Raw genomic sequence first — 14452 nt, 5'->3', positions numbered from 1 at the left:
ACCCTTGTTTTATCAAGGAACACAAGGGTGTATTTTTTATTTATCTCTTTCTAATACAAAAAAGAAAGGTTGTTTCATTCCTTTATAATCCATACAACCAAACAAAGTATCCTGATTTACCTTTTTAAATACATCGTGAATGGGTAAATTGTCATAGATCATTGCAGCCGTCAGTTGTCCACGAAACTCAATTCGTCTGACGCGCGCTTTTGATTTTGAAGTTTGAAACAAAAAACGAACCATTAAAAATAAGTATTTTAAAGGCCACAAGTGAGTCGATGGAATCAATGTTGCAAGTCGTACGGGCATAAGCGAAGGATTCACTTTAAATAAAGTTTTTCCAAAAGATCGAAATACAAGAGGATGAACATTGTCAGCATCGACAAATTCTTTTCCATACCAATTGAACGTCTCCAAAGCTCCATCCATTGTATGAGCAGTGTGAAAACCGGACCCATGCCACCGACCAATTGTATCTTCTATAGAAACTGGTTGTAACGCATCAAATAACGCAAACGAATCACTAGTCGAATTGTTCTTTTTACTGCGCATTTCATTGAATTTTTTTTCAAGTGTATTCATAATTAAATTTTTTACCTAAGGCAATCTTTTAAATATGAGACTCCTAGGAAATAGATATACTGATACAAAATCCTATTTTTCAATTTTCAATTAAGAACAGATTGCAATCGGTTTCGTTCTTCGATAATTTTATTGATGGCTTCATCCATTTTTTTTTGAAACAAAACAGGACTCGACAACGTCTCAGGATTTCCATCAGAGGAAGTCAACCCAAGAGACTTGGCTGTCATCGTACCAAGATAAACTCGAAAGAGCTCACCATTTGTTTCATTGATGAACCACATCGATGCAACTCTAGAATTCCTTGCAAAGTGTCCTTCAAACAATCGAATATTGTTGTATTCAGCAAATGAAGCAATGCGGTCGACTTCATCAATCAATGTGGCAACTTCTAATTGTAAGTCTTTAAATTCACGCATAGCCTCTGATTTCGCAATGGAAGACATTCTTTGTGCAATCAAAAGCATAGTATCTAAATACACGATTGCCTTGCGAATCAGAAAAGTTTGTTTTTGGAAGGTGGTGCGAGTTGGCTGAAGTTCATACAGTTTTTCTAATCTTTCTGAACTCAAAGAAATGAACTTTAACCTCGAATCTATGGCACTTACATCTCTTCGATTCAAAACGGAATATTCAAAAAAATTTTCACTCGTATTGGTTCTAATTATTATTTCTTTTTTGTCTTCTGTTAAAGAGGATTCTCGAGAAACCCAATCAACTATTTCTTTGCGAAGGGCATGAATTTGTTTTTGAATGATCGTTTCTCTTTGTGAATCAGTGGTCCAAATAGGGTTCTTTGATAATTTCATAGATTCACCAATACCTCAAGGAAAATGTAATCTTCGCTCTTTTTGCAATAAAAACAAAGCATCCTCTATAACAGAAAGAGAATCTCTTGCACTAGCTGCGGTCGAAACAGAAATGATTCCACCATATTTATGGACCAAACGTAACTTTTTTGTAATTTCTTTTTCGCCATCGATGCTTTCCGAAATCTGATCCATCACGTGAATGAGTGAAGAAACCACCATTTGTTGGTTTTGTCTATCCATTTCATGATAGACCCCACTTTGCATATGAAAAGCTCTTTCTTTGATCGTACGAACGGCTGACTCCAAAGAAACACCACGAACGGAAACCAAACTCTTTGAGTTTTGATTTTGAATCTCTTGATTTTTTTTGTTTTGTTTCTGCTCAAATTCTTGTTCAACAAAATTTAAATAATAAAACCTGACAGAGTATTGGTGCCATCTTGCTTGAGCACCATTCATTCGATATAACAACAAGTTCAAAATTCTTAAAACTTCAGAAACAATGTTTTGATTAAATTCAATTTGATTTTTGAATGCAGCTGCCTCTTTCCATACTTTATGTATTTCTAGGGATAAAGGAAAAAACTGAATGGTCTCTGTTTTTAAATTGCCAAACCAGGGAACAAAAAAATTTACCTTTGTTTGTGACCCATTCTGATCTTCTTTTGTTTTTAGAGAAAAATGTGGGGTTCCACCCATCTTAAATTGATTTCCAAGTGAAATGATCCATTCTTGGATTTGGATAGTGTCGGATTCGAATTCTTTAGTGCCATAACCTTCAAAACCAAATTGGAGACAAAGATTTTGCCAAACTTTTAGGATCACATTGGCAAGACAGAATAGAATTTCACATCGTATAGATGCACAGTATAAATCTTTGTAAGTTAGGGTTTTTGCATTTTCATCGTATGGATAGAGATTTTTTAACTCCGATGAAAACAAAATTAAAAATGAATCAAACTCCATACCAGATTGGAAAATTTTATTTGTAATGGACAAAAGAATCTCGTCTGCCACAGACATTGGATACAAAGGAATTTCCAAAAGACCTTTGGTTCCATTAGAAACTTTTTTTGGCTCCTTTCCTTCCGGCACATTGACTGCTGCAACCAAGATTGCAGTTAATGAGATTCTTTTTAGAAATTCAATTCGTAACATAATTTTAAGAATAAGTATCTAAATCAAATTAAGAACCACAAGATGTCAACTGATTCTTGTTATCTTAATTAAACAAAAAAATAGTCTTCATTTGGACTTTAGGACAATCTACAACATTCCTCCCCTTGCAATTTTAAATTCGTATGTTATACTGTCCCTATGAATGTAGCTGATTCCGAAATCAAATCCCTCCTCACATCTTACCAGAATATTACAGTTTACGGACTCAGTAACGATCCTTCCAAACCAAGCCACTATGTTCCTGTTTACATCAGAGACAAAGGTTGGGGAGTGGTAGGTACCTATCCCAAAGAACATAGTGTAGGTGGATTTACTATCTATAAAAGTTTAAAAGATGTACCAAAAGAAAACCGTAAGTTTATCGACGTGTTTCGTAGCTCCGATAAAATTCCAGAAGTGATCGATGAAATCTTAAGTTTAGGTGGGACTGAAGTAATTTGGCTTCAATTGGGAATCTATCACCCAGAGGCGGAAAAAAAAGCAGAAGAAGCAGGCATCCGTGTTGTTTCCAATCGATGCCTAATCATAGAACACAGAAATTATTTTTAATTTGGATACAAACTAAAAACACCTCTCAAGTTTTCTCGGAAGCCAGTATCCTAAGAAAAGAAAAAACTTAGTTTTTTCTTTTCGCTTGAAAGTCAGCCCAGGAACCACAACTCCAAATCGCCCATAAAACCAGCACCGGTTGGAAAAACAAACGAATCAAACGAGCCCTATCGGTATCCAAACCAAAAGCACTAATCCCATTCACATATTGCGAAATATTTCCAGGGAAGATTAAAACAAAAAACAATGCCACAACCCAACCAACTTGCACTTGTTTGCTGCGAAGAAAAACAAGGGACAATCCCAAAACGATTTCCACTACACCTGATAATAGAACAACCAAATCAGCATTGATCGGTAACCAAGTTGGCACCTGTGCCAAAAATTCTGTTCTATGCCAAGTTAGGTGGCCTGCTCCAGCAAAGACCAAAAATGCACCTAGTAGAATTCGTAAGATTGTCTGGGAAATATTTCTTTTGATTGGATCTGATTCACTCATAGAGGCTTAGACTCCCCAAAGAATCTTTTCGCTTTATCAAAAGATCTAAGGGAAATCCCAAATATATGAGATTGAGTCTTTATCTCAATTATTAATCGACATGGGACGGTCTACCTGAGGGAATGGCCGTATGACTTTCCTTTTTGAGAATCGATCTCATATAAATAATTCGATCAGAAAGCCAAATCTTTCTCAAATTCGTATTTTCTTCCTCCAAACTGCCCTAGCCCTTTCCTCTATTTTCATTTTCTCTGTCTTATTCGCAGTCCCCCTCCTCTCCCAAAACCAAGAGAAAAATCCCCAGGCCCCAACAGGTACTGGAGGAACAGAACCTGTAGCCAATCCAAGTTCCAAACCAATGGAGGGAGGAATTCGTGTCACGGGCAAAAAAGACCCGAGAGATCGCGAAATCCTTCGAACCCCCAATAGCATCAGTCGTTTGAATGAACAAGACATCCAAGATGCAGGTATCAACCGGACCAATGATATCGATAAACAGGTTCCCAATTTTTCCATCATCGATTCTGGATCACGTAACTTTACGTATTTTAATATTCGGGGGATGCGGAGCATTGCCTTTAGTGAACCGGCGGTAGGATTAATCTTAGATGGGATTCCTCTAAATGATAACGTGGCACTTAACACAGAGTTATATGGTCTTGAAAATATCGAAGTTTATCGTGGGAGCCAAGCAACTTTATTTGGAAAGAATTTTCAAGGTGGTGTTGTTGAAATTAAAACAAAAAAACCAACGAACGTTGCTGAAGGAAAAATCACATATGATGCAGGGAATTATAAAAAACAAGAAACTTCAGTCTACTATAATGCCCCAATCATCCATGATAAACTTTTTTTTGGAATTGCCGGGAAAAGTACCGAACGAGAGGGATACCTTTCCAACATAACCGGTTTTTATTATCCTAACAACCGTCCCTATGAACTCCCTGTTGAAATCTACAAAACACATCCCGATGGAAGGAAGGGGAAAGCCGGACGTTTTCGTTTATATTTTACTCCAAACGATATTTTTGAAGCTGATCTACAAATCAGTGCCGAAAGTTTCGATGATGGATCTTTAAACTTAGTAAACTATTTAGGGGCAAAATCAGAAAGAGAAAAGGCACTATTACAAGGTTGTGTTGCTATGCCATCCAACTGTTCCAAGTTATATGGAACTTATATCAACAGAGTAAACGGAGACAGAAAAGTATATTGGGATTATGAAGGAAAAAGCAATGTCACAGGGAACACTTATTCATTAGCGACAACAACCAAACTCCCAAATGCAAATTTAAAAACGGCATCAGCGATTCGAAAGATGGATATTGATCCAATTACAGCTGACTCCGACTTTACTACAACAGACCAAAATAGATCTATTTATGTAGAAAAAGCCACAACCTTTCTCAACGATATTTATTTTGAATCAAAAGATAAACATGACCCTTTGCAATTCAAAGCGGGGATTTACGCGTCAAACAAAATTACGAACATTGACCAAGCAAGAGAACATAGATCGCAAGTTTATGTTATTAATGATTTTCCAGGTCTTAGTGCACCAACAAGAGAGAAAAATTTATCAAGACTTCATGATAAAAACGTAAGTTTTTATACACATAATAGTTACACGTTTGCTGACAAATTCACAGTAACACTCGGAGCCAGGATAGAAAGACAAGAAAGTCGACTTTCACATACTGAACAAGCCGTTGGAATTTCGCGAGCGAATAATCCTTTGGGAGAAACTCTTGTGTTATCAGATCCATATACTATTAACAATCGATACAACTACAATGTCTCTCGTTTGATTTTTGATTACAAGCCCATTGATAATCTTATGTTTTTTATCGGCTTTAGTCGTGGATATAAAAACGCCGGTTATAGCACTGTAGTGAATGTTCCTGATAGGGCAGCTTTCAAACCAGAGATTAACGATACAATCGAAGCTGGTATCAAATCAGAATTCTTTAAGGGTAAATTTGGATTAAAGTATACACAGTTCTATACAGAAACGCAAGACTTTCACGTAGTCCGCGCCATCAACCTATCTCAGTATATAAATCTCAATGCGGAACTGGTTACGATAAGAGGTTATGAATTAGAATCATTTATTAAACCACAAAAAGATACTAAAATAGGACTCTCAGCTGGTTATACAGAAGGAATTTTCAACAAATTTCATGATTCCGTTCTAAACAGAGACTTCAATGGCAAGTGGGTTCACTTTATACCGAAATATGACATCGTAAGTTATCTCCAATATAGAAACGAATATGGAATATTCTTTCGCGGTGAATTCCAGGCAGTTGGCCAGATGTATTTTGCAGCAGATAACACTGTGTATAGCGATCCTTATTATGTAATCAATTCAAGAATTGGATACGAAACTGATACCGTTTCTGCCTATCTTTATATGAACAACATTAATGACCGCTATTACTTCACCTCCTATATCGATGGGACATTCCAAGCTGTGCCTGGTGCACCAAAAACCTACGGATTTATGTTAACTTATAAAATTTAAATTTCTGGAGAAACCAATGAAAATAAAAACCCTTCTTACCCTCATCACAATTGGACTCTTCGCATTCCAATGCGATTTGTTTGATCCCCAAGACAAAGTTACTAGCGACGACCTCGTTTCCATGTTAGCGATTCAACAAATCAATGCAAACAGTATGAGCGAAGCACAAAGACTAGGACTAAACGTTGCGTATAGCCATAGGTTCAGTATCAAAGACGGCCCACATTTATTTTGTAGAGAGTATTCCACAGCGTATCTGGAAAAAAAAGCAGAATGGGAATTAAACATGGAACAAACTTATACAACTATTGGGAATGCTATCGGAATCCAGATTGTTGTAGAAAGACTCAATGGACCATGCGCCATTACTAATAAAGTTGCTGCTTGTCATTATGACGGTGTGGACGGAATCAATGATCTAATCCCTTATGCATACACTACGGAAGGGGAACACAAATATTTAATTCCTGCAAATGCTTACTATGGAGTCACAGATTTAAAAAGTGCAAAAGAAGCTTGTGAGAGATTCAAAGGCACTTATGTTTGTTACGATCCAAGTAAATGTTGGCAATAAGGTAATAATCAAACAGAAGAACTCAGAAGAATTTTTTGAGTTCTTCTTCTATTCTTTCTTTTAAAATAAAAAATACTAATTCCACTGATCGCAAGGATCGCCGGAGTCAGTCCACCAATCACCCAAATCACTTTACTCAAATGATTGGCAAAAGTTCCAAAATGTAAGGGACGGAAAGAATCCAATACTCTATTACCAAAACTCTCTTTCGAAATATCTACTTGATCAATTATTTGTTTGGTATTCACATCATAACGAACATAAGAACCATATCGACTTTCCAATCCAGATGAATCTAAACGATTCCCATAGAACCCAATTGGTTCCTCTTGCGAATGATGTGGGAAAGATATATATCCTAATTGAAAACCTGGGATTTTTATTTTCGTTTCATCTAACAACTGGTTAATGGAATATTCCGATGACCAGAGATGATGAACCACTTTTTCCTCTGGATGTCTAATGATCAAAGTATCCCTTAGACTCCACCATCCACCGGTGATCGCCAAAATCAAATGGAACCATATTGCATTAATGCCAACAAACTTGTGTAAATCAGAAAATAGGATCTGTAAACTTACTTTGAAATGGAATCGAAAAAGACTAATCCAAAATCGTTTATAGAGTTTAATTCCACTGATTGCCAAAAACAAATAAATAAGCGCTATACATCCAGTAAAAAAATAACCGACTCCTCCAAGAAAAAGACTATAATGCAAAACAAGGAGGAATCCATATAAACTATCGCTTCGATTTTCTTTTAATTTTCCGGTAACATTCCCATCATAAGGATTAATCAAATAAACCGTTTCTCTACTAGGAATTTCTAAATTATGAAACCAAACCTGGTCGGCTTGGTCTTTGCTATCAGAGACGAGCCAACCCGCAACACTTCCTTCCGGAACCTGCTCTAACAATCGTTTGTATAGAAGATCAAATCCTAATCGCTCTTGTTTTTCCTCAATAGTAAGAAGGCCTGTGAACGCCTGGAGTTCTTTTCCATAAACCAAAAGCGAACCCGTCACTCCCAAAACCAAAAGGAAACTAGCCCCAAAAATTCCGAGGACCATATGCAACTTATACCAAGTTTTTGCTTTCAAAGAAAAACTCCCAGCTCTAGATAAATCCCATAAAATGAGAATAGGTCTCATTTCCAAGTAATTCTTAAAGGAATTCTGAAACTATAACCCTTTACCGTGTTTGTAATTGACTGGTTGGCAGAAAAGTATGAGCCAAAAAAAATCTAATTTTTGGATCAAACGGAGGTTTTGGAAAGTCCTTGCATTTGTTTGATGATTTGGTTTACCTCAGGACGGCAGCTCCCACACCCAGTCCCCGCTCCTGTGTTTGCCATGATGGTTTCTAAATTGTTGGCTCCGTTTTTGATTTCATCTTCAATATTGCCACGGCCAACACTGTTACACGAACAAACCAATGCACCTTTTGGTGGTTTGGTGCTTGTTCCACCAGAAAGAAGTTTTCCTCGTTTTTCACCAAGTTCCACTCCACTGGAAATTAAGTTCTTATATTCAACAAACTCTGCTTTATCACCGATAAGGATGGCACCAACTAACTTGTCAGCTTTCACTATACATTTTTTATAACGTCTTCGTTTCCGATCTAAAAAAACAATTTCTTCGTATTCATCGGAAAGATTTTCAAATGAAACTCCTGGAAGTCTTAGAGACACCAATTCAAGTCCAGGAATTTTTAATAAATTGGAATGTAAGGAACCAGTATAGGTTTTATATTTGTAGCCATATATATGTAAGGCGGCAATTTTTGCTTGTTCTTCGGCAGCAAGAACAGTTCCATACACACCACTTGTGTGCTCAGCAACTTCTCCAATTGCATAAATATCAGGATCGTTTGTTTGTAAAAATTCGTTTACTTTGATTCCTTCACCCAATTCAAATCCTAATCCTTTTGCTAACTGCAAATTTGGACTTGTTCCCATGGCATAGACAATACCATCTGGAAATAGTTTACGACCATCCTTTAACTCAACATTTGTGACTCGTCCAAAACCATTCACTTTGGAAATTTCAGAATTAAATAATACCTCAATGTCACGTTTTTCAATCTCTTCTTTTAAGATTTCACAGGCAATGGAATCTAATTGTTTGGACATTAATCGATCCGTTCTTACAAGGACAGTTACTTTTACATTCAACGATTTTAAAGCAGCGGCCAATTCCAAACCAAGAAGTCCTCCACCAACAATTAATGCATGGGAATCGGGAACAAAAAAACCTTTAATTCGATCCGCATCGTTTTTTGCTCTTAAACTAAATACTCCAACCATATCTTCCGCAATGTATTTCGGAATCTGAGGAGAACTTCCCGTTGCCAAAATCAGTTTGTTATACGAAAAAGAATTACCAAAAGAATCCTTCACTATTTTTGCTTCTGGCAAAATTTCTGTGACTGATGTTGAAGTGTGTAAATTGATATTCCACGAAACAACTTCTTCCGAATTAGCATTGGAGAGCTCTTGAAATTCTTTTTCACCACTGATAAAATCAGGAAGGAGGATTCGATTATAAAGTGGATATTCTTCCTTACAAATAACAGTGATTTCATCACTAGGAACTAATTCTTTATAATTTTTTATAAAAGCATAAGTACTATTACCACCACCAATGATCAGAATTTTTTCTTTCTCTTTGGTAAAAGGTTTTACTTGAACCGCAGAAATTTTAAATCCTGGTTGTTTGGAAAATGGATCATAGTCTTTATTCGTTAGATTGTTGGCCCTGGATTCATCGTTTTTATTTTTTTTACCCCAATGCATTGGTAAAAAAACAGTTCCCTGTTTAATCGTATCAGTGATTTTAGAGCGAACTCTTACAAGTCCTCTTTCATTTGAAACTTCAGCAATGACACCATCTTCGAGAGCAATTCGTTTTGCATCTTCTGGATGGATCTCTAGATATGGCTCCGATTTGTGTTCCATCAATTTTCGAACCTTCCCAGTCCTTGTCATGGTATGCCACTGATCACGAATTCTTCCTGTAGTTAAAATAAAGGGAAACAACTCAGAAGTTTTTTCGGAAGTGTCTTCAGGTGAAACGTTAAAGATCTTTGCTTTTCCATTCGCCCGATAAAAAATATGATCAGAAAATAAACGAGGAGTTCCCCCGTGATCTTTATGAGGATAAGGCCATTGTACAGATCGTTTTTCTTTTAAAATCGTATAATCGAGTCCACTAATATCAATCTTTGTATTTTTAGTTAAAGCGCAATGCTCTAAAAAAACATCTTCTTCTGTTTGATAACTAAAAGAAGACCCAAACCCCATTTTATCTGCAAATTTTTTAATGATAAAAGTATCAGCTAACGCTTGACCAGGTGGCTCCAGAATTTTTGAAAGATAAGTAACCCTACGATCCGAATTTGTCATAGTTCCTTGTTTTTCTGCCCATCCAGCAGCTGGAAGAACATAATCGGCAAAAGGGATTGCAGCAGAATTCAAAGATATATCTTGAACCACAACAAGCTCGGCAGCACGTAATCCTTGTTCAACCATACGTGCATCAGGCAAACTTGTTGTTGGGTTTGTACAAATAATCCATACTGCTTTCATCTTTCCTGTTCTTAGATTTTCAAACATCTCCACAGCAGTAAACCCAGGTTTACTTTGAATGACTTCGGTTTCTACTCCCCAAAACTTTGCCACTTCTTCCCGGTGTCTAAGATTACTCAAATCTCGGTGTGCCGGTAGTAAATTACACAAACCCCCAACTTCCCTGCCTCCCATAGCATTTGGTTGGCCAGTTAAAGAAAATGGGCCACTTCCTGGTTTTCCAATTTTTCCTGTTAGGAGGGACAAATTGATAAGTGCCAAGTTTTTATTGACACCCACTACACTTTGGTTTAATCCCATCGCCCAAAGTGACAAAAATCCTTTCGCCTTACCAATATAAGATGCTGCTAAATGAATATCACTAACGGGGATACCACATATTTCGGCTGCTGACTCTACGTCGAACTCTGACAATAGGAGTTTTAAGTCTTCGATCCCTTCTGTATGCTTTTGAATAAAATCAGAATCGATCCAATTGTTAACGATAAGAATCTTTGCGATAGCATGAAAAAGAAAAATATCTGTACCAGGATGGATTTGCAAATGTAAGTCAGCATCTTCACATGTATCAGTTCTTCTTGGATCAACTACGATGATCTTTATTTCAGGATGTTTCTTCTTATGTGCTTCGATCCTACGAAATAAAATGGGATGACACCAAGCAGGATTAGCGCCAGCAATTAAAAAACAATCAGCTAACTCAATATCTTCATATGTAATTGGGACACTATCTTCCCCTAATGCCATTTTATATCCAACTACGGCAGAACTCATGCAGAGTCTAGAGTTTGTATCAATATTGTTACTACCAATAAAGCCTTTAATGAGTTTGTTAATAATATAATATTCTTCTGTAAGAAGTTGACCCGATACATAAAACCCGACAGAATCAGGTCCATAAGTCTGAATCAATTTTTTAAACTGGTCTGCAATTCCAGACAAAGCGAAATCCCAACTAACTTTCGATAATTGATTGTTTCTATCTTTTCTATGTAATGGATAAAGAACCCGATCAGTTTTATCCATTACCGTATAATGTAAGTTCATTCCCTTTGAACATAAGTGTCCTTTATTCGCAGGATGTTCCGTATCCCCTTCGATGAAAATCTCAGTGGAATTAGTTTTATGTACGGTAACTCCGCAACCAACTCCGCAGTAGGAGCAAGTCGAAGGATAGGATTCTCTTGTCATCACGGAACCAACCAGCAATAACTATGCCAATTGCTGAAAAATTCATAAAAATGCTTATTCCAATATGAATTTGAGCTAAATCTTCCCAATTTGAAATTTGGAATCCGAAAGGTTCAAATTTTTCGTTTAACATTTTGCGTATAAAACGTACATATTCATTAGATTCTAATAAAAAAGAAGAAAGCAGTTGGAAAAGGAAACTCAGTTACTTTGGAAACTCGCTACCGAAATCGAGTTGATAACCTTAGAATCTGAATGATTCCTCCTCTTTTCTTGGTTAGTCTCTCTGAATTCCCTAAGTTCGGCCTCAAACCAGTCGGATTTTTAAACTAGCTGCCTCTCTTAGGTACACTTCGTGCATATAGTAGGAAGATTGGAACCATTCTAGGTCGTCAGTCGGAATACTTTTGGATCCAGGTAGGGTAACAAAATGATCAAGCGAAAGTTAATCGTCATCGGAAACGGTATGGTTGGGCACAGATTCTGCGAAAAATTGGTGGAGTTTGGTGGCACAGACAAATTTGAAATCACAGTTCTTGGAGAAGAACCAAGGCGCGCTTATGATCGGGTCCATCTTTCTGAATACTTTGCCGATAAATCTGCAGATTCTTTGTACCTTTGTCCACCCGACTGGTATAGATCTAACGGAATCAAATTGTTATTATCTGAACCTGCCATATCCATAGACACCATTAAACGTAAGTTAGTAACAAATTTAGGAACTGAACTAGAATTTGACGAATTGATTTTTGCAACTGGTTCCTCACCCTTTGTTCCTCCCCTCGAAGGTTTAGATAAAGAAGGAGTTTTTATTTATAGAACCATTGAAGATCTCGAACAAACAATGGAATACAGCAAAAAAATAAAAAAGGCCGCTGTGTTAGGTGGTGGACTACTAGGACTTGAAGCAGCAAAAGCTTTAGTCGATTTGGGAAAAGAAACACATGTTATTGAATTTGCTCCAAGGCTTATGCCAAGGCAATTGGATGATGGTGGGGCTTCTATTTTAAAATCAAAAATTGAAGAAATTGGTGTTGAGATTCATTTAAACAAACAAACAGAAAAAGTCCTTGGGAATGAAAAAATAGAGGGATTTGAATTCAAAGATGGAGGCAACCTACAGTTTGATATGTTGATTGTATCAGCTGGAATTCGTCCAAGAGATGAATTGGCAAAAGAAGCCGGGATTGCCGTTGGTGAACGTGGTGGTATCATCGTTGACGATGGTATGGGGACAAACGTATACGGCATCTATGCGATTGGAGAAGTAGCATTACATAGAAATTTTATATATGGACTTGTGGCACCCGGATATGAAATGGCCGAGACTCTTGCTTTTAACTTATGTAGCCCAGGTAGTAAACCAAAAGTTTACACAGGATCAGATTTATCCACCAAACTAAAATTAATTGGTGTTGAAGTGGCTTCTTTCGGTGATGCACTTGGGCAAGCCGAACATATACCTATTGTTTTTAAAAATCCAAGAAGCGGTGTTTATAAAAAATTAGTCATATCTCCGGACGGGAAATATTTACTCGGAGGTATCCTTGTTGGAGACGCAAAAGCCTATGGGAACCTTTTGTCTTTTTATTTGAATAAAATGGAACTTCCTGAGGAGCCGGAGACTTTAATTGTTGGCTCTGTGTCTGCAGAGAACTTATTTGGCGCAGATATATTGCCAGATGAAGCAAAAATCTGCTCCTGTAATAATGTGTCCAAAGGCGATATTCTAAAAGCCATTCGTGAAAAAGAATGTTATGACATTACCAGTTTAAAAAATTGTTCCAAAGCTGGAAGTGGATGTGGTGGTTGTTTACCACAAGTAAATTCAATCCTAAAAGCAGAATTAAAAGTCCAAGGAAAAGTAGTCACAGAACATCTCTGCGAACATTTCAAATATTCCAGAAAAGAACTTTTCCAAGTCATCAAAGTAAAGTCATTAAAAACTTTTCCAGATGTGATCAAAGAACTTGGCCGAGGAAATGGATGTGAAGTTTGTAAACCTGCTGTTGCATCGATTCTTGCAAGTATATGGAACGAACCAATCTTAAAACATAGAGAAATCCAAGATACAAATGACAAATACCTTGCAAATATACAAAGGGGGGGAACCTATTCCGTTGTCCCTCGAATCCCAGGTGGAGAAATTACCCCTGACAAACTCATTGCCATTGGAGACGTAGCCAAAAAGTATAATCTATACTGCAAAATCACGGGTGGACAACGGATTGACTTATTAGGTGCAAGAATCGACCAACTCCCAGCCATTTGGAAAGACTTGATTGAGTTTGGATTTGAAAGTGGACATGCTTATGGAAAATCAATGCGAACTGTTAAAAGTTGTGTTGGCTCTACCTGGTGCCGGTTCGGTGTTCAAGACAGCACATCTTTTGCAATCAAATTAGAAGAACGATACAAAGGCATTCGAGCTCCACATAAATTAAAGTGCGGAGTGTCCGGTTGTATCCGCGAATGTGCAGAAGCTCGCGGGAAAGACTTCGGAATCATTGCAACAGAAAGAGGTTGGAATCTTTATATTGGTGGAAACGGAGGTGTAAACCCGAAACATGCAATCCTTTTTGCCGAAGATTTAGATGAAGATACTTGTATCAAGTACATCGACCGCTATATGATGTTTTATATACGAACAGCGGATAAACTAATGAGGACTTCTACTTGGTTGGAACAATTGGAAGGTGGGATTGAATATTTAAAAGATGTGGTTATTAATGATCGATTGGGTATCAATTCACAACTTGATGAAGAAATGAATGCTCTTGTGAATACTTACCTCTGTGAATGGAAAGACGTTGTAGAAGATCCAGAAAAACAAAAGAAGTTTAGACATTTTGTTAACAGCGCTGAAATAGATCCAAATATCAAGTTCATTGAAGAACGCGGGCAAATTCGTCCAGTGGATTGGGTGGAAAAAGATTTAGTAAATTCGCAATAGGAG

At 37.1% G+C, this 14452-nt stretch carries 10 protein-coding genes; 4 read left to right on the top strand and 6 right to left on the bottom strand.

Features of this window, described 5'->3' with window-relative positions; all coding sequences use genetic code 11:
- Window positions 1–36 precede the first annotated feature (36 nt).
- The 3 genes from CLV96_RS18000 to CLV96_RS17990 all read right to left on the bottom strand — a co-directional run bounded on the left by CLV96_RS18000 (window position 37) and on the right by CLV96_RS17990 (window position 2552).
- Entirely contained in the window at window positions 37–582 is a 546-nt protein-coding gene (locus CLV96_RS18000; protein ID WP_004786421.1) for a DUF4334 domain-containing protein, read from the bottom strand.
- 86 nt (window positions 583–668) lie between these two features.
- Complete coding sequence (locus tag CLV96_RS17995) at window positions 669–1391, bottom strand: flagellin family protein (RefSeq protein ID WP_004787421.1); 723 nt, start codon at window positions 1389–1391, stop codon at window positions 669–671.
- 15 nt (window positions 1392–1406) lie between these two features.
- Window positions 1407–2552, bottom strand: coding sequence for a hypothetical protein (locus CLV96_RS17990; RefSeq protein ID WP_004784407.1), 1146 nt, complete (start codon window positions 2550–2552; stop codon window positions 1407–1409).
- Window positions 2553–2711: 159 nt separating this feature from the next.
- Here CLV96_RS17990 and CLV96_RS17985 point away from each other — a divergent pair, with 159 nt between their 5' ends.
- On the top strand, window positions 2712–3122 hold the full coding sequence (locus CLV96_RS17985) for a CoA-binding protein (RefSeq protein ID WP_004785299.1): 411 nt from the start codon (window positions 2712–2714) through the stop codon (window positions 3120–3122).
- 67 nt (window positions 3123–3189) lie between these two features.
- On the opposite strand, the gene CLV96_RS17980 is transcribed toward CLV96_RS17985, so the two are convergent.
- Complete coding sequence (locus CLV96_RS17980; protein WP_004786577.1) at window positions 3190–3621, bottom strand: DoxX family protein; 432 nt, start codon at window positions 3619–3621, stop codon at window positions 3190–3192.
- A 130-nt stretch (window positions 3622–3751) separates the two neighbouring features.
- Here CLV96_RS17980 and CLV96_RS17975 point away from each other — a divergent pair, with 130 nt between their 5' ends.
- Both CLV96_RS17975 and CLV96_RS17970 read left to right on the top strand, forming a co-directional pair.
- The gene (locus CLV96_RS17975) at window positions 3752–6145 is read left to right on the top strand and encodes a TonB-dependent receptor (RefSeq protein WP_004785135.1); all 2394 of its coding nucleotides are present in this window, start codon (window positions 3752–3754) and stop codon (window positions 6143–6145) included.
- Between the two features lie 16 nt (window positions 6146–6161).
- On the top strand, window positions 6162–6719 hold the full coding sequence (locus CLV96_RS17970; RefSeq protein ID WP_004785984.1) for an LIC_11695 family lipoprotein: 558 nt from the start codon (window positions 6162–6164) through the stop codon (window positions 6717–6719).
- A gap of 8 nt (window positions 6720–6727) precedes the next feature.
- On the opposite strand, the gene CLV96_RS17965 is transcribed toward CLV96_RS17970, so the two are convergent.
- Together CLV96_RS17965 and CLV96_RS17960 are read right to left on the bottom strand one after the other, a co-directional pair.
- Window positions 6728–7870, bottom strand: coding sequence for a PepSY-associated TM helix domain-containing protein (locus CLV96_RS17965; RefSeq protein WP_243836544.1), 1143 nt, complete (start codon window positions 7868–7870; stop codon window positions 6728–6730).
- Window positions 7871–7974: 104 nt separating this feature from the next.
- Window positions 7975–11496, bottom strand: coding sequence for a nitrate reductase (locus CLV96_RS17960; protein ID WP_004786671.1), 3522 nt, complete (start codon window positions 11494–11496; stop codon window positions 7975–7977).
- Window positions 11497–11926: 430 nt separating this feature from the next.
- Between CLV96_RS17960 and nirB the strand changes: the two genes are divergently transcribed.
- The gene (nirB, locus tag CLV96_RS17955; protein ID WP_004786503.1) at window positions 11927–14449 is read left to right on the top strand and encodes a nitrite reductase large subunit NirB; all 2523 of its coding nucleotides are present in this window, start codon (window positions 11927–11929) and stop codon (window positions 14447–14449) included.
- Window positions 14450–14452 lie beyond the last annotated feature (3 nt).

This window comes from Leptospira meyeri (assembly GCF_004368965.1).
Lineage (GTDB): Bacteria > Spirochaetota > Leptospiria > Leptospirales > Leptospiraceae > Leptospira_A > Leptospira_A meyeri.
The sequence above is the reverse complement of the archived record's forward strand: the minus strand, read 5'-3'. Positions and strand labels throughout refer to the sequence as shown.

What these genes read in the sequence shown, in the direction of transcription:
- CLV96_RS17995 (WP_004787421.1), bottom strand. Translation starts at nt 1,391, where the DNA reads ATGAAATTATCAAAGAACCCTATTTGGACCACTGATTCACAAAGAGAA.
- CLV96_RS17960 (WP_004786671.1), bottom strand. Translation starts at nt 11,496, where the DNA reads ATGACAAGAGAATCCTATCCTTCGACTTGCTCCTACTGCGGAGTTGGT.
- CLV96_RS17975 (WP_004785135.1), top strand. Translation starts at nt 3,752, where the DNA reads ATGACTTTCCTTTTTGAGAATCGATCTCATATAAATAATTCGATCAGA.
- CLV96_RS17990 (WP_004784407.1), bottom strand. Translation starts at nt 2,552, where the DNA reads ATGTTACGAATTGAATTTCTAAAAAGAATCTCATTAACTGCAATCTTG.
- CLV96_RS17965 (WP_243836544.1), bottom strand. Translation starts at nt 7,870, where the DNA reads ATGAGACCTATTCTCATTTTATGGGATTTATCTAGAGCTGGGAGTTTT.
- CLV96_RS18000 (WP_004786421.1), bottom strand. Translation starts at nt 582, where the DNA reads ATGAATACACTTGAAAAAAAATTCAATGAAATGCGCAGTAAAAAGAAC.
- CLV96_RS17980 (WP_004786577.1), bottom strand. Translation starts at nt 3,621, where the DNA reads ATGAGTGAATCAGATCCAATCAAAAGAAATATTTCCCAGACAATCTTA.
- nirB (WP_004786503.1), top strand. Translation starts at nt 11,927, where the DNA reads ATGATCAAGCGAAAGTTAATCGTCATCGGAAACGGTATGGTTGGGCAC.
- CLV96_RS17970 (WP_004785984.1), top strand. Translation starts at nt 6,162, where the DNA reads ATGAAAATAAAAACCCTTCTTACCCTCATCACAATTGGACTCTTCGCA.
- CLV96_RS17985 (WP_004785299.1), top strand. Translation starts at nt 2,712, where the DNA reads ATGAATGTAGCTGATTCCGAAATCAAATCCCTCCTCACATCTTACCAG.